At 70.2% G+C, this 22,508-nt stretch carries 23 protein-coding genes, 1 tRNA gene and 1 pseudogene; 16 read left to right on the top strand and 9 right to left on the bottom strand.

Translation table 11 applies throughout. The annotated features are described in order from the left end of the window. Positions 1-113: 113 nt before the first annotated feature. Positions 114-506, top strand: coding sequence for an FKBP-type peptidyl-prolyl cis-trans isomerase (locus QQX04_RS13285; protein WP_301129985.1), 393 nt, complete (start codon positions 114-116; stop codon positions 504-506). A 50-nt stretch (positions 507-556) separates the two neighbouring features. Here QQX04_RS13285 and QQX04_RS13280 read toward each other — a convergent pair. Both QQX04_RS13280 and QQX04_RS13275 read right to left on the bottom strand, forming a co-directional pair. After that, positions 557-630 (bottom strand) — tRNA-Gly (locus QQX04_RS13280). Positions 631-766: 136 nt separating this feature from the next. After that, positions 767-1,714: an aldose 1-epimerase gene (locus QQX04_RS13275; RefSeq protein WP_301129984.1), complete on the bottom strand. Its 948-nt coding sequence runs from the start codon at positions 1,712-1,714 to the stop codon at positions 767-769. 178 nt (positions 1,715-1,892) lie between these two features. Between QQX04_RS13275 and QQX04_RS13270 the strand changes: the two genes are divergently transcribed. Both QQX04_RS13270 and QQX04_RS13265 read left to right on the top strand, forming a co-directional pair. Continuing rightward, positions 1,893-2,393, top strand: a complete 501-nt coding sequence (locus QQX04_RS13270) for a septum formation family protein (RefSeq protein ID WP_301129982.1) — start codon at positions 1,893-1,895, stop codon at positions 2,391-2,393. A 185-nt stretch (positions 2,394-2,578) separates the two neighbouring features. Further along, positions 2,579-2,821, top strand: coding sequence for a DUF6458 family protein (locus QQX04_RS13265; RefSeq protein ID WP_301129980.1), 243 nt, complete (start codon positions 2,579-2,581; stop codon positions 2,819-2,821). Between the two features lie 140 nt (positions 2,822-2,961). Here the strand turns inward: QQX04_RS13265 and QQX04_RS13260 are convergent, their stop codons facing one another. Then, the gene (locus QQX04_RS13260; protein ID WP_301129978.1) at positions 2,962-4,263 is read right to left on the bottom strand and encodes an MFS transporter; all 1,302 of its coding nucleotides are present in this window, start codon (positions 4,261-4,263) and stop codon (positions 2,962-2,964) included. A gap of 93 nt (positions 4,264-4,356) precedes the next feature. Between QQX04_RS13260 and QQX04_RS13255 the strand changes: the two genes are divergently transcribed. Next, positions 4,357-5,346 carry an NAD-dependent epimerase/dehydratase family protein gene (locus tag QQX04_RS13255; protein ID WP_301129976.1) on the top strand — a complete coding sequence of 330 codons (990 nt, stop codon included), beginning with the start codon at positions 4,357-4,359 and terminating at the stop codon, positions 5,344-5,346. A 40-nt stretch (positions 5,347-5,386) separates the two neighbouring features. Further along, the gene (locus QQX04_RS13250; RefSeq protein ID WP_301129974.1) at positions 5,387-6,304 is read left to right on the top strand and encodes a bifunctional helix-turn-helix transcriptional regulator/GNAT family N-acetyltransferase; all 918 of its coding nucleotides are present in this window, start codon (positions 5,387-5,389) and stop codon (positions 6,302-6,304) included. On the opposite strand, the gene QQX04_RS13245 is transcribed toward QQX04_RS13250, so the two are convergent. Further along, the gene (locus tag QQX04_RS13245; RefSeq protein ID WP_301129972.1) at positions 6,271-7,329 is read right to left on the bottom strand and encodes an aldo/keto reductase; all 1,059 of its coding nucleotides are present in this window, start codon (positions 7,327-7,329) and stop codon (positions 6,271-6,273) included. The two genes, QQX04_RS13250 and QQX04_RS13245, sit on opposite strands and share 34 nt — an antisense overlap. Positions 7,330-7,396: 67 nt before the next feature. Between QQX04_RS13245 and QQX04_RS13240 the strand changes: the two genes are divergently transcribed. Continuing rightward, on the top strand, positions 7,397-7,804 hold the full coding sequence (locus tag QQX04_RS13240; RefSeq protein WP_301129970.1) for a MerR family transcriptional regulator: 408 nt from the start codon (positions 7,397-7,399) through the stop codon (positions 7,802-7,804). On the opposite strand, the gene QQX04_RS13235 is transcribed toward QQX04_RS13240, so the two are convergent. Continuing rightward, on the bottom strand, positions 7,789-8,736 hold the full coding sequence (locus QQX04_RS13235; RefSeq protein WP_301129968.1) for an EamA family transporter: 948 nt from the start codon (positions 8,734-8,736) through the stop codon (positions 7,789-7,791). The genes QQX04_RS13240 and QQX04_RS13235 overlap by 16 nt on opposite strands. 110 nt (positions 8,737-8,846) lie before the next feature. On the opposite strand from QQX04_RS13235, the gene QQX04_RS13230 reads away from it, so the two are divergent. The 4 genes from QQX04_RS13230 (at position 8,847) to QQX04_RS13215 (ending at position 12,464) form a co-directional block, all read left to right on the top strand. Continuing rightward, positions 8,847-9,851 (top strand): NAD-dependent epimerase/dehydratase family protein, encoded by a 1,005-nt coding sequence (locus QQX04_RS13230; protein WP_301129966.1) that lies wholly within the window; start codon positions 8,847-8,849, stop codon positions 9,849-9,851. An 82-nt stretch (positions 9,852-9,933) separates the two neighbouring features. Continuing rightward, positions 9,934-11,064, top strand: a complete 1,131-nt coding sequence (locus tag QQX04_RS13225) for a serine hydrolase domain-containing protein (RefSeq protein ID WP_301129964.1) — start codon at positions 9,934-9,936, stop codon at positions 11,062-11,064. Positions 11,065-11,113: 49 nt separating this feature from the next. After that, positions 11,114-11,461: an ArsR/SmtB family transcription factor gene (locus tag QQX04_RS13220; protein ID WP_301129963.1), complete on the top strand. Its 348-nt coding sequence runs from the start codon at positions 11,114-11,116 to the stop codon at positions 11,459-11,461. Positions 11,462-11,483: 22 nt separating this feature from the next. Next, on the top strand, positions 11,484-12,464 hold the full coding sequence (locus QQX04_RS13215) for an SRPBCC family protein (protein ID WP_301129961.1): 981 nt from the start codon (positions 11,484-11,486) through the stop codon (positions 12,462-12,464). 26 nt (positions 12,465-12,490) lie between these two features. Here QQX04_RS13215 and QQX04_RS13210 read toward each other — a convergent pair whose 3' ends face one another. Then, positions 12,491-14,005, bottom strand: coding sequence for a sensor histidine kinase (locus tag QQX04_RS13210; protein ID WP_301129959.1), 1,515 nt, complete (start codon positions 14,003-14,005; stop codon positions 12,491-12,493). Beyond that, entirely contained in the window at positions 14,002-14,691 is a 690-nt protein-coding gene (locus QQX04_RS13205) for a response regulator transcription factor (protein WP_301129957.1), read from the bottom strand. Before QQX04_RS13205 ends, QQX04_RS13210 begins: the two co-directional genes overlap by 4 nt. Positions 14,692-14,944: 253 nt before the next feature. Here QQX04_RS13205 and QQX04_RS13200 point away from each other — a divergent pair, with 253 nt between their 5' ends. The 5 genes and pseudogenes from QQX04_RS13200 to QQX04_RS13180 all read left to right on the top strand — a co-directional run. Beyond that, entirely contained in the window at positions 14,945-15,559 is a 615-nt protein-coding gene (locus QQX04_RS13200) for a DUF4956 domain-containing protein (protein WP_301129956.1), read from the top strand. After that, positions 15,556-16,332 (top strand): VTC domain-containing protein, encoded by a 777-nt coding sequence (locus QQX04_RS13195; protein WP_301129954.1) that lies wholly within the window; start codon positions 15,556-15,558, stop codon positions 16,330-16,332. Before QQX04_RS13200 ends, QQX04_RS13195 begins: the two co-directional genes overlap by 4 nt. An 18-nt stretch (positions 16,333-16,350) precedes the next feature. Continuing rightward, entirely contained in the window at positions 16,351-18,141 is a 1,791-nt protein-coding gene (locus QQX04_RS13190) for a carbohydrate-binding domain-containing protein (RefSeq protein ID WP_301129952.1), read from the top strand. A 132-nt stretch (positions 18,142-18,273) separates the two neighbouring features. Further along, positions 18,274-18,735, top strand: a complete 462-nt coding sequence (locus QQX04_RS13185) for a VOC family protein (RefSeq protein WP_301129950.1) — start codon at positions 18,274-18,276, stop codon at positions 18,733-18,735. Between the two features lie 21 nt (positions 18,736-18,756). Continuing rightward, positions 18,757-19,332: pseudogene (locus QQX04_RS13180) on the top strand (dienelactone hydrolase family protein); the annotation flags it as partial. A gap of 6 nt (positions 19,333-19,338) precedes the next feature. Here the strand turns inward: QQX04_RS13180 and QQX04_RS13175 are convergent. Together QQX04_RS13175 and QQX04_RS13170 are read right to left on the bottom strand one after the other, a co-directional pair. Further along, positions 19,339-20,616 carry an ATP-binding protein gene (locus tag QQX04_RS13175; protein WP_301129943.1) on the bottom strand — a complete coding sequence of 426 codons (1,278 nt, stop codon included), beginning with the start codon at positions 20,614-20,616 and terminating at the stop codon, positions 19,339-19,341. 113 nt (positions 20,617-20,729) lie between these two features. Further along, positions 20,730-21,674, bottom strand: a complete 945-nt coding sequence (locus QQX04_RS13170; protein WP_301129942.1) for an NAD-dependent epimerase/dehydratase family protein — start codon at positions 21,672-21,674, stop codon at positions 20,730-20,732. Positions 21,675-21,894: 220 nt separating this feature from the next. Here QQX04_RS13170 and QQX04_RS13165 point away from each other — a divergent pair, with 220 nt between their 5' ends. Continuing rightward, complete coding sequence (locus QQX04_RS13165) at positions 21,895-22,470, top strand: dienelactone hydrolase family protein (protein WP_301129940.1); 576 nt, start codon at positions 21,895-21,897, stop codon at positions 22,468-22,470. Positions 22,471-22,508: the final 38 nt, after the last annotated feature.

Here is a 22,508-nt window from a genome sequence, read left to right as displayed (position 1 = left end):
AGGCGCCCTAGCAGTCGTTGAGTGCTGAATAACCCAGTGATCTCGGCACCGAACGAATGCCAGCGCGCAATCCGCCTAGGCTGGCCCAGACACCAGCGACCGAAGGAGCTGCCATGACCCTGCCCGTCATCACCCGCGACGCCACCGGCGCGCCGTCCATCGACTTCACCGGAACCGAGATGCCGGAGGGCCTCGTCGTCGAGGTCCTTGAGTCCGGCGACGGCCCCGCGGTCGTCGAGGGCCAGCACATCACCGTCCACTACAGCGGCTGGCTGTGGGACGGCGCCAAGTTCGACTCGTCGTTCGACCGCGGCGAGTCCATCACGTTCCCGATCGCCTACGGCGCGCTGATCGACGGCTGGGTGGACGGCGTCGTCGGCCAGCCGGTCGGCTCGAAGCTGCTGCTCGTGGTCCCGCCGGAGTCCGGCTACGGCTTCCGCCCCATGGGCCCGATCCCCGCCGGCTCGACGCTGGTGTTCGTCATCGACGTGCTCGAGGCGCGCTAGGCGGCTGCTCCGAACACGACGAAGGCCCCTCCTCGGAGGGGCCTTCTGCATGGAGCGGGTGACGGGAATCGAACCCGCGCTATCAGCTTGGGAAGCTGAAGTTCTACCATTGAACTACACCCGCAGCGCCGTGACGGCCCTCCCATCGTAGTGGGTTCCGGCCGCTGGTCGCACGCCCTTCCGGGGATCGGGAGATCCTCGTGCCCGGCAAGAGCGGAGATGCGCGCTGGGAGGGTGAGCCTCCTGGTGCGCGGCACGCGTCAGTGTGTCAGCGGCGCTCCGGTCTTCGCGGGCGTCGCGGTGAGGGACCACTCGGTGGTGAACGTCTCCCCAGGTGCGAGAGTGCGGACGCCCACGCCGGGCACTCCCTCAGCAGCCAGGCGCAGCGCGTCGTTGGCGTGGCTGACGGGCTCGACGGCGAAGAAAGGCTTGCCTTCGGGCACGTAGACGACGATGTGGCTGAGTGATGCCTCGGCCTCCATGCGCAGGCGCAGGGCGCCGGGCCAGATGATGGTCGCGGCGGCGGGGGAGACGCGGTCGGTGAGGCAGTCGTCCACGTGCGCGTGGCCGAGCGGGCGGCGGTCGCGGTAGTCGGCTTCAGCGCGGATCGGGCCGGGCCCTCCGGTCGGGAGGCAGTTGACGAGCTCGTAGCCGGCGCCGCAGCGGATCTGCAGCTCGGCCTCGTCGCCGAGAGCCTCGCCGTCGGCCGTGAGCTGACGCTCGAAGTACGGGTGGTGGCCCAGGCCGGCGGGGAACTCCTCGTCGGACACGTTGGTGACAGCCATGGTGACCACGAGCGTCGCGCCGTCGAGCGTGTAGGTGAACGTGGTCGTGAACGGCCACGGGAAGTTCGGGTCCTCGAGCTCGCGGGAGTCGAGGGTGAGGACGGCGTGCGTCGCGTCTGCCTCGGCGACGGTCCACTCGTGCTTCAGGCCGACGCCGTGGATGGCGGTGCCGTCGCTGCCGGTGGCGCGCAGCGGGTGCTCCTTGCCCTTCCAGCGCAGCACGGGTCCGCTGATGCGGTTGGACCACGGCACGAGCGGGAAGGACGCGGTCTGGCCCGCGATCGTCGCGTCCGCCGGGGTGGGGCGCATGACGTCCACCCAGGTGCCGTCGAGCTGCACCGCGCCCGAGGCGATCGAGCCGCCCAGCGTGGGCGCGAGTCCGACGCGCCAGATGTCGTTGTCGAGCGTGAGCACAGAGTCCATGCGTCCATTCTGGTGCAGTGTCGGGGCGTCGGGAGACGCCGTCGGAGGTCCGCGATGTCCGGGTCGTCCTGAATGCCCGGCGGCGTTGCGGCGACTTCGTCACACCAGGTATCCGAACGGTGGGACACTTCTCGCTTCGAGGTCTACGGTGCGAGGGGCACCCGGTGGAGGTGGAGCGGTGAACGAGGTCCTGGACCTGCCTGACGTGCAGCAGCCGCGTCGCGCCCGTCCTGCCGTCGTCGTGCTCGGTGTGGCGGCGGTGGCGATCTGGGGCCTGGTCGCATGGCCGCTCGTGTCCACGTGGGCCGCGCACGCGGGCCAGCCTGCGCCGACCGCGGCCGACGCGAGGGTGGGTGAGTGCTTCGCGCTCCCTGGCGGCGATCCCGCCGCGGTCCCGACCGACGCCGACGCGGTCGCCTGTGCCGACCCGCATGACGGCCAGCACTTCGCCGTCGGCACGCTCGACGGCGCGTCGTACCCCGGGGACGACGCGGTGCAGCGGGAGGCCACGGAGACGTGCACCGATGCTGCGCTCCTGGAGACGCTCGATCCGGCGGCGTGGGACATGCAGGTCCAGGTCTACTTCCCCACGGAGGCGAGCTGGTCGGAGGGCGACAGGGCCTGGGCGTGCGCGGTCACCGCGGACGAGCCGTGGGTCGGTTCGGTCCTGGCGGGCTGATCTCGCCCTCCCCGAACTCGCGCTTGCAAAGACCCAGGTAGATCGCCTTTCGGGGCGATTCTCGGAATGTTTGGGATGCGACAGCCGGTTGGCCTTGGTGACTGCAGGAGCGGTCGGCAGCCCTCGGCTCACGAGGTTGAGGAGCTGTCCGAGACCCCTACATCACGGGGAGCAAGGAGCTCATCATGGCCATCGGTTCGGGCATCTTCCTGATCGTCGTCGGCGCGATTCTGACCTTCGCTCTGAACGCCTCCGTCGACGCGGTGAACCTCGGCGTCGTCGGCTGGATCTGCATGGGTGCGGGTGTGGCGGCGATCGCGATCTCGCTGATCGTCAACGCCCAGCGCGCGAACACGACGCACCGCGAGGTCCGCGACGAGCGTGCCGTCCGCGACGACCACCGCGTCGACCACACCGTGGAGCGCTGACCCTCAGCCTCACCCTCGACGTCACGGGGCCCGTCTGCCGAGAGGCACGCGCGGCCCCGTCGTCGTGTCCGGGGTCTTCCGACGCGCGGCGGGATCCGTGTGACGACCGACGGCGCGGTCGCCCCTGTGCGAGGTGGCGGTCAGGCCTGGGTGGACTGGACGTCCTGGATGGGTTCCTCGGCGACGCGGGTCCCACGTCCGAGCTTGAGGAAGGGCCGACGGGCCTGGAGCTCGACCACGACGTTCCAGTGCCTTGCGGCCCACCAGCCGACTCCCGCGGCCACCAGGATCGAGGCGATCGCCCCGATGCCGATCGCCCAGCGCGGTCCGTACTCCTCACCGATCCAGCCGACGATGGGCGACCCGACGGGGGTGCCGCCCAGGAAGACCATCATGTAGAGCGCCATGACGCGGCCGCGCATGGACGGCTCCGTGGTGGTCTGCACCGTGGCGTTGGCGGCAGTGATCATCGTGAGCGCGGCGAAGCCGACGGGGATGCCGGCGAGCGCGAACGTCCAGTAGCTGGGGGTGAGCGCGAGGATCGCGTTGGCGATGCCGAACCCGAAGGCGGCGATGACGACGAGCTTCATCGTGGGACGGCGCCTGCGCGCGGCCAGCAGCGCGCCGCCGAGCGACCCGATGGCGAGGATCGATCCGATGATCCCGTAATCCTCGGGCCCGCGGCCGAACTCGACGCGCGCCATCATCGCGGCGGTGAGCTGGAAGTTGAGGCCGAGCGCTCCCACCACTCCGACGACCACGAGGATCGCGATGATGTCAGGCCGGCCGCGCACGTAGCGCACCCCCTCGATCACCTGACCGGGCTGGCGGGGAACCCGATGCTGCTTCTGGAGCTCGCCTCCTCGCATGAGCAGGAGGGCGACGATGGTGGCGAGGAAGGTGAAGCCGTTGAGGACGAACACCCAGCCGGAGCCGATCCACGCGATCAGCAGGCCCGCGAGTCCGGGTCCGATGAGGCGGGCGGCGTTGAATGAGGCGGAGTTGAGGCCGATCGCGTTCGCGAGGTTGGCGGGTGGCACCAGGTCGGACACGAAGGCCATGCGCGCGGGGTTGTCGAACGCGGTGACGACGCCCAGCCCCAGCGCGAACGCGTAGACGTGCCACAGCTGGGCGTGGCCGCTGAGGACGATCGCGCCGAGTCCGACTCCGAGCGCGGCGCCGGCGGCCTGCGTGGCGATCAGCAGCTTGCGGTGGTCCACCCTGTCCGCGATGACGCCGGTCCAGGGGCCGAGGATGAGGAACGGGAGGAACTGGAGCGCGGTGGTGACTCCGACGGCGAAGCCCGAGTCGTCGGTGAGGTCGGTGAGCACCACCCAGTCCTGCGCGATGCGCTGCATCCAGGTGCCGATGTTCGACACCAGCGCGCCTGCGAACCACAGGCGGTAGTTGAAGATGCCGAGCGAGCTGAAGGTGCGATTCATTCCATGGTTCTCAACGCGAGGGTGGGTCATCAGATTCCTGACGTCCGTCAAGGATATCGGGCGTCTGCCGAGGGCCGTCACTAGGCTGGGCGTATGACCAGATCGCTGCTTGTCCTGGGTGGTACGGCATGGCTGGGCTCGGAGGTGGCTCGGCAGGCTGTGAAGCGCGGCTGGGAGGTGACCTGCCTTGCGCGCGGCGAGTCCGGCGTCGTCCCTGAGGGGGCGCGGCTGGTGGAGGCTGACCGTGCGCAGCCCGGCGCGTACGCCCCGGTCGCCGACCGTCGGTACGACGCCGTGGTGGAGGTGAGCTGGCAGCCCCGCTTCGTGCAGGAGGCGGTGGAGGCGCTCGGGGGAGTCGCCGACCACTGGACGTACGTCTCGTCGGTGTCCGTCTACGGAGCGGATCGCAGCCCCAACACCGAGGCCTCGCCGCGGATGGAGGCGCTCCACCCCGAGACTGAGGCGACGATCGCGCACTACCCCCAGGCGAAGGTGACCTGCGAGGACCTCACCACCAGGGAGCTCGGCGCGCACGCGCTGATCGCGCGCCCAGGGTTGATCGTGGGCCCGGGGGATCCGACCGACAGGTTCGGCTACTGGCCGGCACGCGCTGCGCTCGCGGGCGACGGGCCGATGCTCGTGCCCCGCGACGGGGCGCCCACGCAGTCGCTCGACGTGCGCGACCTCGCCGCCTGGATCCTCGATGCGGGCGAGAGTGACGTGCGCGGCCCCGTCAACGCGGTCGGCGAGCAGGTGCCGTTCCGCGAGATGGTCGAGGCGGCGCGGGCGGCGGCCGGTCACGAGGGTGACGTGCGCGAGGCGACGACGCCGTGGCTCGCGATGCGCCGTGTCTCGAGCTGGTCGGGGCCCACGTCTCTGCCCATGTGGGTGCCGCCGGGCCCTTTCCCGCCCGTCGGCGCGCACGCCTCGGACAGGTATCGAGAGACAGGCGGGCAGTGGCGACCGCTCGAGGACACGCTGCGAGACACCCTGGCCTGGGAGCGGGGCCTCGGACTGGACAGGCCGCGCAAGGCGGGCCTGAGCCGGGCCGAGGAGCTCGACCTCATCGCTCAGCTGCCCTGAGGCGTTGTCGCGCGCCGCGTGCCTGACTAAAGTCAGGGATGTGGATCCCCGTCTCATCCAGTCCTTCCGGCAGTTCCAACGCGTCGTCACCCGCGAGGTGGGAGCGCTCCAGGGCGACTTCCTGGACCGCGGCCGTCCCTTCGCCGCCTCCCGACTCCTGTGGGAGATCGGTGAGGGTGACGTGGAGATCGCGGCGCTGCGCTCGCGGCTCGGCTTGGACTCCGGCTATGCCTCACGCCTGCTCCGCGCCCTCGAGTCCGAGGGGCTCGTCGAGGTGGGTCCCAGTCCCGTCGACGCACGCGCGCGCGTGGTGCGCCGCACCGCGGCAGGCGACGACGAGGCCGCCCGCCTCGACGAGGCCAGCGACGAGGCGACGGGGGTGCTCCTGTCCGGTCTTGACGCTGACGACCAGCGTGCGCTCGACGCGGCCGCACGGACCGTCACCCATCTCCTGACGCGCCCTCACATCAGCGTCGAGGAGATCGACCCCGCCTCTCCCGAGGCCGTCTGGTGCGTCCAGCAGTACTACGCAGAACTGCAGGAGATGTTCGACGCCGGCTACGACCCTGCGAAGGCCGTCGCCGTGGGGGTCGAGGACCTCACCGAGCCGCGAGGCGCCTTCTACGCCGTGCGCCTGCACGGCCAGCCCATCGGCTGCGGCGGTGTCACCCTGCCTCCGGGTGAGCCGGCCTTCCTCAAGCGCATGTGGGTCGCACCGTCGGCGCGCGGCCTCGGCGTGGGCGCGATGATCCTCGACGCCCTCGAGGCACGGGCCCGCGAGTCCGGAGCGACGACGGTCCGGCTCGACACGAACTCGACGCTCGGCCCCGCCTGCCGCATGTACGAGGCGCGCGGCTACCTGCAGGTGCCGGACTTCAACGGCGAGCCGCATGCCGACCGCTGGTACGCGAAGGGTCTTCAGCGTCAGGCGCCCGCCGCGTCCAGCAGCGCGAGCTGATCGGCGTCCAGCACCACGTCCACCGCCTCAGCGCACTCCAGGTACTGATCCCACGTACGAGCACCGACCAGCGGCACCACCTGAGGCGACTCCTGCGCCATGAGCCAGGCGAGCGCCACCTGATTGCCGGTCGCGCCCGTCTGCGAGGCGACCTCGTCGATCGTGGCGAGCCGCGCGTCGGCGTCCGGTCCCGCATAGCTCGCCATCGCCCAGAACGACGGGTCACGTCGCTCCTTCGCGGAGAACAGTCCCTTGAGCACGGGTGAGTACGCCACGATCGGCATCGCGCTCGCTCTTGCGAGATCGAGGTGCTCGGCGCCGATCACGGCGACCCTCTCCAGGCCGGCGCGCGGCCTCAGGTAGCTGTGCTCCTCCTGGATCGTCGCCGGCAGGGGCCACCCGTGCGCGCGCGCCGTCTCCTGCACGAGCGCCAGCCGCCACGCGGGTGCGTTGGACCATGCGTAGCCGCCGATCCTGCCGTCGGCCACCATGCCCGCCAAGGCGCCGACGCTCTCCTCAAGAGGCACGGAACGGTCGTCGACGTGCACGTAGTACAGGTCGAGCCGGTCCGTCCCGAGCCGTTCCAGGGACGCGTCGACGGAGGTCATCAGCACCTCGCGCGAGGCCCCGACGAAGTGGTCGTATGCCCACGCCCAGTCCGGATCGCCGTCGGGGAGGAACGCGCCGTCGAACTCGCGCAGCCGCGCCGTGCCCTTCGTGGCCAGGTGGACGCGCTCACGTGCGCCGGTCTCCGCGAGCCAGCGGCCCAGCAAGGACTCCGACTGACCTCCGTCGGTGCCCGGCGCCTCCCACCAGCAGTAGCAGTCCGCGGTGTCGATCATGGCGCGGGCGGGCGTGCCGTCGGGCGCCGAGAATCGTGGTGCGACCTCGCCCACGAAGTGGTCCAGGATGCGGCGGGCCTCACCTTCGGGGGTGCTGGTCCCCATCAGCATGGCGCCGACGCCGAACGGAGCGATCCAGGTGCCGCCGAGCTCCCGGGCGGTGCGGGTTGCCTGTGTGTCCATGCCTCGGACGGTAGAAGTTCGAGCGCGCTCGAAGTCAACACCGCCGTCGTCGACGTACGGTGGATCCGTGGACGGCTACACGATCGACCAGGCCTCAGCGCGCATGGGGGTGTCCAAGCACACCCTGCGCTACTACGAGCGCGAGGGCCTGCTGGAACCGGTCGCGAAGGAGGCCAACGGCCATCGTCGCTACACCGACGAGGATCTCGGGTGGGTGCGCACCTTGCAGCTGCTGCGCGGCACGGGGATGCCGATCCGCGAGATGAAGGAGTTCGTCGAGTTGAGCCGTGCGGGTGACCTCACGGTGCCGCAGCGCATCGAGGTGCTTGCTCACTACCGGGACGAGCTGCTGGACCGCATGGCGGCCGACCGCGAGCGGCTCGAGTTCCTGGACTTCAAGCTGGAGGTCTACCGCGGCATCGAGGGCGATCCCGACGCTCGCACGCGCGCCGAGGTGGCTCAGGCCGAGGGCTGAGCCGAGACGCCTGCCGGGGTCGCCTCCGGTTCTGGCGTGTCCCCCTGCGTCGTCCGCTGACGACGGTGCCTGAACGCGAGGTTCGCCACCGCGATCCCCGCGATCACGAGCCCCGCGCCGATCAGGGAGGGAGCGTCGGGGGTCTCCCCGAACGTCAGCCACCCCGTGATCAGGCCGACGGGTGGCACCAGTAGCGAGAACGGCGCGACAGTCGACGCGGGGTACTTTCCCAGCAGGGTGTTCCAGACCCCGTAGCCGAAGATCGTGGAGACGAGCGCCAGGTAGGCGAGGGTGAATGCCCCTCCCCACGTGGGGTGAGTGAGGGCGGTGCCCACGGCGTCGGGGCCTTCGAACAGCAGCGAGGCCGCCATGAGCGGGATCGGCGGCACCGCGGTCGTCCAGACCACGAGTGACAGCCCGTTCGCCTCTCCGAGCCGTCGTGTCAGCACGTTCGAAGTGGCCCACGACAGGGCCGCGGCAATCGTCATCACGAAGCCGACCACCGTCGCCGACGTGCCGATGTCCAGGCCGATCAAGGCGATGCCGCACACGGCGATCGCGAGGCCCACGATGCGCTTGGGGGAGAGCCGCTCGCCGAGGAAGGCCACCGCCATCAGCGTCGTGAAGACCACCTGCACCTGGAGCACTGTCGCTGCCAGGCCCGACGGCATGCCCAGCGAGATCGCCACGAACAGGAAGCCGAACTGCCCGACTCCCATCGCGAGCCCGATCGGGATCAGGCTTCGCCAGGGGATCCCCCGGCGTGGGACGAAAGGTGCCGCGATCAGGAACACCACCACGAATCGCAGCGACGCGAGGAGCAGGGGAGGCATCTCTCCGACGCCGAGACGGATGACGGCGAAGTTCGCGCCCCAACCGATCGCGACCAGCACGGCGAGCACGGTGTCGCGTGCGGTCAAGCGGGTCGCCATGGGTCTCCTGTCGTCGCGGCCAGCCTAGGGACGGGCTCATGGGCCACTGAAGCCGTTGCTGGCACCTCGCGCCGTCGTCCACGTCCCGGGGGCGCGCCTAGCCTGGAGGCATGACCGATCGACCCCTGCAGATCCTCGTCCTCGGCGGCACCGCGTGGCTGGGCGCCCTCACCGCACGCACCGCGCTCGCGCGCGGGCATCACGTCACGTGCGTGGCTCGCGGCGTCTCGGGCGCGGTGCCCGAGGGTGCGGAGCTCGTGGTGGCAGACCGGGACGAGCCGGGCGCGTACGACGCAGTCGCGGACCGGGACTGGGACGCGGTCGTGGAGGTGAGCTGGCAGCCGAGGCACGTGCGTGAGGCCGCCGAGGCGCTCGCGGGCCGGGCGCGGCACTGGACGTACGTCTCCTCGGTTGCCGCCTACGCCCCCGTGCGGGAGACGATCTCCGAGGATGGGCCCCTGCGCGAGCCCGCCGCGATCGACGAACGAGTGGACGGCTCCCGCTACGACGCGGCCAAGGCGCGCTGCGAGGCGGACACCCTCGCGTCCCACCCCGACGCGTTGCTCGTGCGCGCGGGCGTGATCGGTGGCCCCGGGGACCCGACGGACAGGCTCGCGTACTGGCCCCGGCGGGCCGCGCAGGCCGGCGACGGGCCGATGCTCGTGCCGGCGGAGCCGTCCGTCCCGGTCCAGGTGATCGACGTGCGAGACCTCGTCGCGTGGATGCTCGACTCGATCGAGTCTGGGCTGGGAGGCGCCGTGAACGCCGTGGGCGAGGCGATGTCGATGCGCGCCATGATCGACCTGGCGCGCCAGGTCGCGGGTGCGGCTGGACCCGTGGTCGAGGCGCCCGGCCCGTGGCTGCAGGAGCATGGCGTGCGCCAGTGGAAGGGCGACGGCTCGATGGGCCTGTGGGTGGACGACGACGGAGGACCGGCGCGCTGCGGCTACCACTCCGACTCGCGCTACCTTGCGACGGGTGGGCGGCGCAGGCCGCTCGCCGAGACGCTCGCCGACGTGCTGGACGAGGAGCGCGAGCTGGGTCTGGGTCGGCCCGGCACTGCCGGCCTCGGTCGCGCTCGCGAGCTCGAGCTGATCGGCGAGCTCGCGCGCTGACCTGCCCCTTGCTCGCGTCCTACTGGCCCTTGACGGGACCTTGGCGTTCCGCGAAGCGTTCACCTCGTGACACCATGAACGGGTGACCAGCCTCTCAAGCCGCCTCGATGCGGTGCTCGACACCGCCCTCGCCGCCGACAGGCTGGTGGGCGCCGTGGTGCTCGTCGCGGTGGATGGCGAGGTGGCCTACGCGCGGGCGGCGGGCATGCGGGACCGCGCGTCCGGCAGTTCGATGACCCGCGACACCGTGTTCCGACTCGCGTCGATCACCAAGACGTTCGTCACCGCGGCGGCGATGCGGCTGGTGGAGGAGGACATCGTCGGCCTTGACGAGCCCACGTCGCTGTGGCTGACGCGCTTCCACCCGCGGCTGCCCGACGGCTCCGAGCCGGAGATGACGCTGCGTCACCTGCTCACGCACACCTCCGGCCTGGGATACGGGTTCGCGAAGAGGCCCGGCCACCCGTACCACGCGCTCGGGGTCTCCGACGGCCTCGACTCATCCGTCGAGACGCTGCACGAGAACCTCGCGCGGCTGGCGAAGGCGCCGCTTCACTTCACGCCGGGGGAGCGCTGGGAGTACGGGCTCAGCCTCGATGTTGCCGGGCACCTTCTCGAGGCCTCCTCGGGTGTGCCGCTGATCGAGATCATGCGACATGCGGTCATCGAGCCTCTCGGCCTGCGCGACCTGGGCTTCGTCGCCAAGGACCCCGAGCGGCTCGCGGTCCCTTATGCGCTCGAGGCCTCCGGGCCGATCCCGATGACGGATCCGTACTCGCTGATGTACGAGGACGGCACGTCCACAGTGTTCTCTCCGAGCCGCGCACTCTCCCCGCAGCTCTACCCCTCCGGCGGCTCGGGCATGGTCGGCACGGCGGACGAGGTGCTCGCACTGCTCGAGGCGCTCCGACGGGGCGGGCGCGGGATCATGTCGGAGGAGTCGGCGCGCGCGATGCTGAGCGCGCAGGTGGGTGCCGAGGCGCAGGCGAACGGTCCTGGCTGGGGCTTCGGCCTGGGAGGTGCGGTGCTTGTGGACCCTGAGGCCGCAGGTGTGCCGCAATCTGCGGGCACGTTCGCCTGGGGCGGGGTGTACGGCCACCAGTTCTTCGTGGACCCGGAGGCGGGCATCACGTGCGTCGCCCTCACGAACACGGCACCCGAGGGGCAGACCGGGCCTACGGCACGCGCGATCGTCGACGCCATCTACGCCTGAGCGCCGTTGCGGTGGCGCAGTGCGCTCGCAGGACGTATCGTTCAACCATATGGTTGTACAAACTGAGCTCTCCGACGCCGAGGTGGACCGCCTGTTCCACGCCTTGGCCGATGCGACGCGACGCGACATCGTCCGCCGCACCCTGGCCGGCGACGAGTCCGTCACCGACCTCGCCGCCGAGTACTCCATGTCCTTCGCGGCGGTCAGCAAGCACGTCGCCGTGCTCGAGGAGGCGGGACTCGTGACACGCCGCCCCGACGGTCGCAAGCGGCTCGTCCGCGCCGACCCCAAGCGGCTCGCCCAGGCGCAGCGGCTGCTCGACGCCTTCGAGCAGGTCTGGCGCCACCGCATCGACGCCCTCGACGTCGTCCTGACCGCCGATCCCCGCACATCCTGAAGCCTCCCCCGGAAGGAGCACCATGCCCATCACCAACGTCGAGAAGGACCTCGACGCCCTCACGATGACGATCACCGCCGACTTCCCCGTGCCCGTCACCCGGCTCTGGGAGGCCTACACGGACCCCCGCCAGCTCGAGCTGTTCTGGGGGCCGCCCGGCTGGCCCGCACACTTCAGCCGGCTCGACGTCACGGTCGGTGGCGTCGCGAACTACTCCATGACAGGACCCGACGGCACCACCACCGCCGGCTACTGGGAGTTCACCCGCGTGGTGCCGGGCGAGCTGATCGAGGTCATCGACGGCTTCGCGGACGACGCAGGTGTCCCCAATGGAGAGATGCCCACGATGCGCGTCGCCATGGCCTTCGAGTCCACCGACGACGGCTGCAGGCTCCTCACCACCACCTGGTTCAACTCGCTCGAGGAGCTCCAGCAGCTGCTCGAGATGGGTATGGAGCAGGGCACAGTCATGGCGATGGGACAGATCGACCGCGTCCTCGAGGGCCTGCGCGAGTTCGCCGCGGGCAAGGGCACGCTGCTCGAGGAGCTCTCCGAGGTCCACGTGCGGATCTCCCGCTGGATCGAGGCGGACCGCGACACCGTATGGCACGCGTACGTGACCCCGGAGCTGCAGAAGCAGTGGCTGCTCGGTCCGGACGGGTGGCGGATGACCGAGTGCGAGTTGACGCTCGAACCTGGCGGCACCCACCGGACGGCGTGGGCCCCGGAGCCGGGCACCGAGGGCGAGCCGTTCGGCTTCGAAGGGGAGGTGCTGTACGTCGACGCGCCGCGCCGTGCCGTCACCACCGAGCGCATGATCGGCGTGCCCGGGCCCCAGAACATGAACGACCTCACGATGATCGACGACGACGGCGGCACCCTCATCACGCTGCTCATCCAGTACCCAGACGAGGCCACCAAGGACATGATCCTCGGCACCGGGATGGTCGAGGGCATGGAGACCAGCTACGCCCGCCTCGAGACGATGCTCCAGGACGACTGACGGCCCGGGCCGCCAGGCCCGCGGCGTCAGTCGGAGGACTGCGCCGTCGGGGCTGACGGGGAGCCAGGCAGTGCCGCACGCGGCAGGGTGAGCGTCACAGTCGTGCCGTCCCCCTCCGCGCTCGCGACCGAGAGCGTGCCTCCGTGCGCGTCGACGATCGCGGCCGTGATCGCGAGCCCCAGGCCCGCGCCGCCCGTCGCCCGTGACCGTGAGGTGTCACCACGCACGAAGCGCTCCGAGGCGCGTGCCGCGATCTCCGGGCTCATGCCCGGACCGTCGTCCTCCACCGCGATACGCACTGCGCCGTCCGTGCAGGACACCCGCACCACCACATGGTCGCCGCCATGCACCGCGGCATTGCGCACGATGTTGATGACCGCCTGGCGCACCTTGTCAGGATCCACCGCCGCACGGGCCGGGCCCTCGGTCTCGAGCGCGAACTCGGTGTCGGGGTCTGCGGCCGCCGAGTCGCCGACGACCTCTGCCGCAAGCTCCGACAGGTCGGTCTCCACCCGCTGCAGCTCCGGCAGGGCGTCGTACTTCGCGAGCTCGAGCATGTCCTCGACCAGGCGCTTCATACGCCCCGCCTCCGCCTCGGTCCGCTCCCATGCGTCGTCCACGTCAGCCTTGTCCGCGAGCGCGCCCTTGCGGTACAGCTGCGCGTAGCCGAGCACGGTGGTGAGCGGGGTGCGCAGCTCATGCGACGCGTCGGCGACGAACTCTCGCAGCTTCGCCTCGGATCGCTCCCGCTCTGCGAGGGAGGCCGTCAGCCTCCCGATCATCGCGTTGAGCGCCAGCGCGAGGTCGTGGCTCTCGGAGCCCGCCGATGCGCCCTCGAGGCGCACCGAGAGGTCGCCTTCCGCGATCTGCTTGGATGCGTCGACCATGCGGCGCATGGGCGAGATCCCCAGCCGGGTCACCCACAGGCCCACGAGCGCGAGACCGGCGAGCAGCGCCCCGATCCCGAACGCCTCGATCACGATCAGCCGCTGGGTGGCGTCGTTGACGCCCTCCTTGGACAGCGCCGTGTACTCCCACCAGTAGTCGTTGCTCGACGGGCTCTCCACGTACTCGATCCGCAGCAGGAAGGTGTCGTCCCCCTCCTCGGCGCCGACGGTGAGGTAGACGTCGCCCGAGGTGGGCAGATCGGAGCCGCTGATGGACAGCAGGTCCGGTCCGGACGAGCTGCTGTCGCCCGTGTTCGCCACGTAGTTCGGGTAGATGCCGCCCTTGGAGGAGATCTGACCGGTGTACGCGTCCGACGGACGCTCGTATGCATCGGAGTCGTCGTCGCTCGACGGGAGCTGCGGGATGATGCCCTTCAAGGCATCGGCGATGTCCGAGGCGACCTCGTCGATCGGCGCGCCTCGGTGCTCGAACGGCTCCGAGTACGACTTGAGGCGCTCCTCGAGCTGAGTCACGAGATAGCTGTGGGTGGTCACCGTGACGGTCGCCGCGACGCCTACGGCGATGGCCGCGACGATCGACAGGCCGATCAGGAGTCGGGCCTTCAGGGACAGCCCGGGACGTGCGTCGCTCACGTCTGCTGCACCCGCATCGTGTAGCCGACCCCGCGGACGGTATGGATCAGCTTCGGCTCGTACGCGTCCACCTTGCGGCGGATGTAGCCCACGTACGTCTCGACCACCGACGGGTCGTCGTCGGGCGAGTAGCCCCACACGTTCTGGAGCAGCTGTCCGCGGGACAGTACGCGGCCGGTGTTCTGGAGCAGGTACTTCACGAGGTTGTACTCGGTGGGCGACAGGTGGATCTCCTCGCCGTTGCGGGTGACGCGGTGAGCCACGTCGTCCAGCAGGAGGTCGGCGATGGTGAGCGTCTCCGACGCGTCCGGCGAGGCGTCGACCCGACGCAGCACCGCCTCGACGCGTGCGACCAGCTCCTCGAGCGCGAACGGCTTCGACAGGTAGTCGTCGGCTCCGAGCTGGAGGCCCTGCACCTTGTCCGTCGCGGAGTCCCGCGCCGTGAGGAAGATGACGGGAGTCCGGTTGCCGCTGTCGCGCAGGCGCTTGCAGACCGCGAAGCCGTCGAGGTCGGGCATCATCACGTCGAGCACGATGAGGTCGGGTGCTGACTCGCGGACCATCTTGAGCGCCGTCTGTCCGTCGGGTGCGAACGAGACGTCGTAGCCCTCGTACTTGAGGGCGGCGACGAGCATGGTGCGGAGGTTGTCCTCATCATCGACAACCAGGATGCGGCGCTGTGACATGGCTTCAGTCTCACAGAGACGCCTCCACGTTCGCTGGGAACGGGCATGAAGAACGCTGAGACCGGCGGGGAGGTTCCCGCCGAAACCGGCGAAATCGGGCGGCGGAAGGCCCGTCGGGATCGATCCCCGGGGTCTCTGCCCTGGTTCTCAGGCCTTTCCCAGGCACGACGAGTTCGCTGTGTGAACGAAGGGTGAACGGCCCGACGCCGGTCGCCCCTCCCGTCATTCGTCCGCATCTCAGGGGGAACCCGTCATGTCAGTCTTCATCTACATCGCCGCCGACCTGGTCGCGATCTCCGCACTCGTCTTCGGCCTCTACTTCCCGCGCCACAGGCGCAAGGACCTCATCGTCTCGTTCCTTGCGATCAACGTGGGAGTCATGGGGGTCACCTACGCCATGGCGACCGCCGACCTCACGCTCGGCTTCGGCATGGGCATCTTCGCCGTCCTCTCGATCATCCGCCTGCGCTCCACCGAGATGGAGCACAACGAGATCGCCTACTACTTCACGGCGATCGCGCTCGGACTGCTCGGCGGCTTCCCGTCGGGCAACGCGGCCGTGAGCTTCACGCTCATGATCGTGCTGCTGGGCGTCATCCTCATCGGCGACCACCCCGCGCTGTTCGGGCGCACCCGTCTCACCCAGCTCGTGCTGGACCGTGCGGTGGCCGACGAGCAGGTCGCCTCGGAGCTCGCGGGCGCGATGCTCGGTGCGCACGTGCACCGCATCGCCATCCGCAAGGTCGACTACGTCGCCGAGACGACGGCGTGCGAGGTCCGCTACACCTTGCTCTCGCCGTCGGCGCAGGCGGCGGACCTCGCCGCCACGGAGCCCCTCCACGAGAGCGCGCCGGCGGGGCTGCGATGACGGCGCCCGACGCCTGGGAGGCGCGCGTCGCCCAGCTTCCGCCGGTGACCCTCGACGAGCTGGACGCGACCGCGGCCATGCTCACGCGCGTCGACCGCAAGTACCTTGTCGAGCCGGCACGCTGGGCGGAGGTCATGGAGTCCCTCGACCTCCCCTTGCGAGTGCTCCAGATCGATGGGCGGCGCAGCTTCCGCTACGAGTCCGTCTACTTCGACACCGCGGACCTCCGCATGTACCGCGACGCCGCGCACCGCCGTCCTCGGCGCACGAAGGTCCGCACCCGCCGATACGTCGACACGGGCGGGCTCGCGATCGAGGTCAAGGAGCGCAGCGCCTCGGGATCGACCGTGAAGACGCGCATGTTCCTCGAGGAGGGGGCGACGGGCGATCGCCTCACCCCGGAGGCCGCGGCCTTCGTCGACGGCTTCCCTCGCCTCACGGGACTCGGCGCGACGCTGCGGCCATCGCTCACCACCACCTACCGGCGGACGACGCTCGTCACGCCCGACGGCCGCTTGACGGTCGACTCCGGCGTGGCCGCACGCGACGCCGAGAGCCGCTCCGTCTCCTACGACGACAGGCTGATCGTCGAGACGAAGGTCGAGCGCCACGCCGGCGAAGTCGACCGTGCCCTCTGGGCGCGCGGCATCCGTCCCGCCCGAGTCAGCAAGTACTGCACCTCCATGGCCGCCCTGCGGCCCGACCTCCCCGCCAACCGCTGGGCGCGCACCCTCCGCCGTCATGTCGACGGCGTCGCCGCGCTCGCAGGCTGATCCCCGAAAGGCAACCCCATGAAGCTGTCCCGCAGGCCCGCGCTGGCCTTCGCCACCCTCGCCACCACCGGAGCGCTGCTCCTCAGCGCATGCACCTCCGACGCCGCCGATGCCGAGAGCACCGACTCCGCCTCCGACGTCACGACCTCCGAGTCGTCGACAGAGACCGTCGCCTCGGCCACAGCCAACGGCGAAGCCAGCTACGAGCAGCTCGACCTCCCCGAGGTGGACCTGAGCCCCGACTACGCCAACGCGACCACCGTCACCCTCGCCGACGGCGCATCCGGTTCCGATGGCGACGGCGTCGCCATCTCCGGCGACATGGTCACGATCACCGAGGCGGGCACCTACGTGCTGACCGGCACCCTGACGCAGGGCCAGATCGTCGTGAACGTGGCCGACGGTGACGTCACCCTGGTCTTGGATGATGCGACGATCGCCAACGTCGACGCGCCCGCCATCCAGGTGGACGACGCCGACAACGTCGTGCTCTACACGGAGGCGGGCACCACGAGCACCGTGACCGACAGCGGCACGTACGACGACACCGACGAGGAGACGGGCAACGCCGCGATCTTCTCCACCGCCGACCTGTTCCTCGCCGGCGAGGGCACCCTCATCGTGGACGGCGGTCGCAACGACGGCATCACCTCCAAGGACTCGCTCGTCATCGTCTCCGGCACCTACGACGTCACCGCCGCGGACGACGGAATCCGCGGCAAGGACTCGTTCGTCGTCCTCGACGGCGACGTCACCGTCGACGCAGCCGGTGACGCGCTGAAGTCCGACAACGAGGCCGACGCCGACGAGCCCGAGGCCTACGTCGGAGTCATCTGGATCGAGGACGGCACCTTCGACATCACCTCGGGTGTCGACGGGCTGGACGCCGCGAACCAGATCACGATCAATGGCGGCAGCCTCGCGATCGACGCAGGGGACGACGGTCTCACGTCGGGCGTGTTCGTCCGCATCGGCGACACCGAGATCGACATCACGAACTCCTACGAAGGCATCGAGGGCGCCCTCATCTACCTGGACGCCGGCGACGTCACGGTCGTCTCCTCCGATGACGGCATCAACGGCACCGACGGCTCAGGGTCCGGTGGCGAGATGGGAGGCATGGGTGGAGACATGGGCGGCGGCATGAGCGGAGGCCCTGGGGGAGGCGCCGGCGGCCCGGGCAGTCGCGACTCCTCCGACACGAGCACCGCCGAGGACGCGAGCACGGCCGCCGCGACTGCGTCCTTCTCCACGGCAGCCCTGATCTCCTCGGCATCCACCACGACGGCCGCGATGGGCGGTGACAGCGCGCAGGAGGGCGTCGAGGTCTACATCAGCGGCGGCACCTACGTGCTCGACGCTGACGGCGACGGACTCGACTCCAACGGCAACGTCGTGATGACGGGCGGGACCGTCATCGTCAACGGGCCCGAGGGCAACGGCAACGGCGCGCTCGACTTCAACGGCACGTTCGAGATCACGGGCGGCTCTCTCGCCGCCTCCGGATCCGCAGGCATGGCGCAGTCGCCGAGCGGCGGCGACCAGGGCTACCTGTCGATGAGCTTCGGCTCGACGGTTCCCGTCGGCACCGTCCTGTCGATCGTGGACCCGGAGGGGGAGCTTGTCGCATCCTTCACCACCACGAAGTCGTCGGCGTCGCTCGTGATCTCGACCGAGGCGATCGTCCCCGGCGAGACCTACACGGTCTACGCCGACGCCACCGTCACGGGCGGGGAGACGGTCGACGGGCTCACCGTCGGCGGAACCCTCTCCGGCGGGGACGAGCTGGGCACGCTCTCCGCGTCCTAGCAGGCGACACGAGCCGGGCCGCCGCATCCGCTGAGGGGTGCGGCGGCCCCGTCGTCCCCGCCGCGCGGGCCCTGCGCCCCCGCACTAGCCTGAGGTCGAGGGCGCGAAGCGGCGCCGCGGAGAGGCACCCACATGGCGAGCGTCAGCACCTACCTCACCTTCGACGGCACCTGCGAGGAGGCGTTCACGTTCTACGCCTCGGTCTTCGGCGCACAGCTTCCCGCACGGATCATGCGGATGGGCGACATCCCGCCCGAGGACGGGGAGGGCCCCGTCCCGCCCGAGGAGGCGGACCTGGTGATGCACCTCGCCATCCCGATCCTCGGAGGGCACCTGCTGATGGGCTCCGACGCCCTCGTCAGCCGAGGCCGCGTCGTCAAGCCAGGAAACGCGATCCAGGTCACCCTCAACTGCGACGACGTGGACCAGCTCAACCACCTGTACTTCGCCCTCTCCGAAGGTGCCGTGGAGACCTACGGTCCCACCCGCATGTTCTGGGGCGACGAGTACGCGACCGTCACCGACCGGTACGGCACCCACTGGATGCTCGTGTCCCCCGCCGAACCGCAGGCGAACCAGGGCACACCCGCGTAGGTTGGTGGAAGGAAGGGAGTCCCCATGGCTGCGATCATCCTGGTCCACTCGGCGCTCGGCCTCACCGACACCGTCCTCCGCTGGGCCGACGAGATGCGCGACGAGGGTCACGACGTCGCCACCCCCGACCTCTACGGCGGAGACGTCTACACCGACCTGGCCGAAGGCGTCGAGCGCGCAGACTCCGGGGAGATGGCAGCATACGTCTCGATCGCGCGCGACGAGCTGCAGGGCCTTGAAGGCATGCCCGTCTACGTAGGGTTCTCGCTCGGCGCGGCCGTGGCCCAGATCCTGGCGCTGACCGACCCGGCCGCGCGCGGCGTCGTGCTCATGCACGGCGCGCTGCCGCCGTCGTCGATCCTCGACGCGGCGTGGGGCGAGCGGCTCATCGGGCAGCTCCACTACGCCGTCGACGACCCGTGGTGCGAGCCGGAGGAGGTGCAGGCCTTCGTGAGGATGGCGCCCGACGACGCTCTCGAGGAGTTCAAGTACGACGGAGCCGGCCACCTCTTCGGCTTCGAGGAGTCACCGGACTACGACTCGTATCAGGCGGCGCTCATGCACGAGCGCGTGCTGGCCTTCCTCGCCTCCATGTAGCGCGCCCTAGAGTCGCGCCACCGACTCGATGTCCTCCTGGAACTCGGCGACGACCTCCGGAGCGACCGTGGCGCGGGTCGACCCGATCGCCTCGAGATAGTCGGTGGTGGTCGGCCCTGCCGCGGTGCCGGCCTCCGGGCCCACCGCCTTCTCCAGCGCGGACTGCGATGCTCTGCGAGCGGCGAACTCGATGTCCGCGGGAGTGAAGCCGTCCGACGCTGCCACAAGCGCGGGAAGGTCCACGTCGCCGGCGGCAGGCGGGATGAAGCGCTCCCAGATCGCGGCGCGCGCCTCACCGTCGGGCAGACCGATCGGGATCACGTAGTCGAATCGTCCGTGCCGCAGGAACGCCGAGTCGAGCGAGCGGATGAAGTTCGTGGCGCAGACGAGCAGCCGGTCCGGACGCTCGCGGAACGCAGGGATGATCTTGAGCAGCTCGTTCGTCACGCCCTGGAGGGGTGACGGGGGATCGCCGCGGCGATGCGAGGCGATCTCCTCGACCTCGTCGATCAGCACGACGGCATGCTCCAGCTCGTCGATCTGGGTGAACGTCTCGCGCAGCGCTCCCGCGAGCCCCTTGGGGTCGGCGGCCAGGCGTGACGGGAAGACCTCGACGAAGGACCACTCGAGCCGCGACGCGACCGCCTTGGCGAACGTCGTCTTCCCGGTGCCGGGAGGGCCGAACAGCACGACTGCGCGCGGCGGGTCCACGCCGAACCTGTCCGCCAGGTCGGGTTGCGCGAGGGGGAGGACGAGCCGCTTCTCCAGGAGCTCCTTCTCATGGCGCATGCCGCCTACGGCGTCCCACAGCCCTCGAGGCAGCACGCGACCGCCCAGCTCGGCGAGCGGGCCTCGTTCCTCTCGCTGCACGGGCAGCCGACGCTCCAGGTAGCGCACCGCCTTCTTCTCGCCGAAGCCGGCGTCCCTGTAGGCGTCGAGGTAGTCCTGCTCGGCGGGAACCAGGGCGGACAGCATCGTGACCCCGTGCTCGGCCACGCGAGACTCAAGCGCACCCAGCAGGCCCGCGCCGATGCCGTGACCGTGCCATTGCTCGTCCACTGCGTGGAAGACCACCCACGCCTGGTTGTGCGCACGGCGGCCGACTGCGGCGCCGACGATCTCCTCGCCGAGCGAGGCGACGACGGCGATGTCCTCCTGGGCCGAGGTGAGCACCTCGGCGAGGGCGTAGACGGGCTCCACGCCTGCCGCGCGGGACCGCTCCCACAGCCGCACCACGTCTTCCAGGTCCTCCGCATGCGCGTCGCGGATCCGCCACGAGGTCATGTCAGCCTCCTTCTGCACCTCATCGTGCAATCCCGGGGTACCCGGGTGGGTATCGAGAGTAGCGGTGGTGAGCCACATCCGCCAGGGCCGCCGCGAGGCCCCCGCCTCAGCCGCTAGGTGGATGCGACGATCTCGTGAGGACGTGAGTCGCGCATCGTCTGCCGCACAGCGTCGTCAAGGCCCGTCGCCGTCCAGCCGAACCTCTCCTCGAACTCGGATGCGTTCACCAGGAAGGGCCGCTCCATCTCGTAGAGCATCTCCACGCTCTCCCTCACGCGTGGCGCGAAGAGGCCGACCATCCGCATCGTGAGCCCGCGCAGCGCCGCGACGCGAGGGCGGCTGTCCCGTCCCGCCTCCGCCCACAGTCGCGCGCACAGCTCGCCCTGCGTGAGGGGCGCCATCGCGGGCAGGACCCACGAGCGTCCCCAGCCATCCTCGGAGGTGCCGACATCTGCCATGGCACGAGCGACGTCGGGCACGTAGGCGAATGCGTGAGGCTGGTCGAGCCGCCCGAGCACCGCCATCCGCCGCCCCTCCATCGCGGGCCTGGCGAGCAGCTCCCGCGTGAGCCCATAGTCCCCGCCGAAGTAGTTCGAGGGGCGCGTCAGGGCCACCTGGACGCGCCCCTGGTCATGCGCCGCCAACGCGTCCTGTGCCATCGACTTGCGAAGCGCCCCCTTGGTGCTCACCGGGTGCTCAGGGGTCGAGTCCGAGATCGGGCCCTCCACCATGCCGTAGCAGTACAGGTTGTCGCCGATCACGAGCCGCGTCCCGTTGGCTTCGGCCGCCTTGAGGATCGTCTCCTGGAGCGCCGGGAACTCCTGGGGCCATCGGTGATACGGCGGCTGCGCCAACTGATAGGCCACGTCCGCATCGCGAAGCGCCTCCGCCGCGAAGCCCGGATCGGAGATGTCCCCCACACGCTGCTCCGCCGACGCGGGCAGGCCCGTGCGCGAACCCGACCGGTTGATGCAGACGACCTTGTGGCCGCGATGCGCGAGCTCGCGAGCAAGCGGGGCGCCGACGGATCCGGTGCCCAGGACGACATGCGTCGACACGTCTCTCCCCCTTGGAGCGGTGTGTGTGGCCTTGGCGAGCCCCCATCGCGCGCCACTTTCACACTTGTCCTCAAAAGCGTCCAAGTCAAGCGTTCACACCGACGGTGGAGAAGTGAACCGGTATTCCGGTGGGGGTATGCGGTCAGTGAGTCAACTCGGTTCCAGGTGCTCGGTGAGCGCTCGTCGCCTACTGTGAACCGTGTTCCCCGGGGAGGTGCCCATGACCCAGATCGTCCTTGTGCATTCCGCGCTCGGCCTCACACGTCACGTGCAGCAGTGGGCCGAGATCCTGAGCGCCGACGGCCACGACGTCCACACCCCTGACCTGTTCGACGGACGCACCTTCGGCGATCTGGAGACCGCCGTCGATCACGTGGACTCCGAAGGCATGGAGCATTGGATCGCGCGCGCCCGGGCGCTCACCGCCGCGCTCGACGGACCGCGGGTCTACGCCGGATTCTCGCTCGGCGGTGCGGTCGCGGAGATCCTCGCGCTCACCGAGCCCGACGCGACGGGACTCGTCGTCATGCACGGGGCGATCTCACCGGCATGGTTCGAGATCGACGAGTGGCCGGCGGACCTTGTCGCGCAACTCCACTACGCCGAGCGTGATCCCTGGGTGGATGCCGATGACAACGCCGCGTTCCTCACGCTCGCGGGGGACGCGTGCGAGGAGTTCGTGCATCCCGGCGACGGCCACCTGTTCGGCTTCGAGGGCTGGCATGAGTACGACGACGTCGCGTCGCACGACATGTACGAGCGAGTGAGCGAGTTCATGTCCGAGCTGGACGGCTGAGGCCCCGTCTTGCGACTGGTGCCGGTGACAGCGCCGTG

The organism is Demequina zhanjiangensis (assembly GCF_030418315.1).
Taxonomy (GTDB): domain Bacteria; phylum Actinomycetota; class Actinomycetes; order Actinomycetales; family Demequinaceae; genus Demequina; species Demequina zhanjiangensis.
Note: the sequence above shows the minus strand (reverse complement) of the source record. Positions and strands in the feature narration are given on the sequence as shown.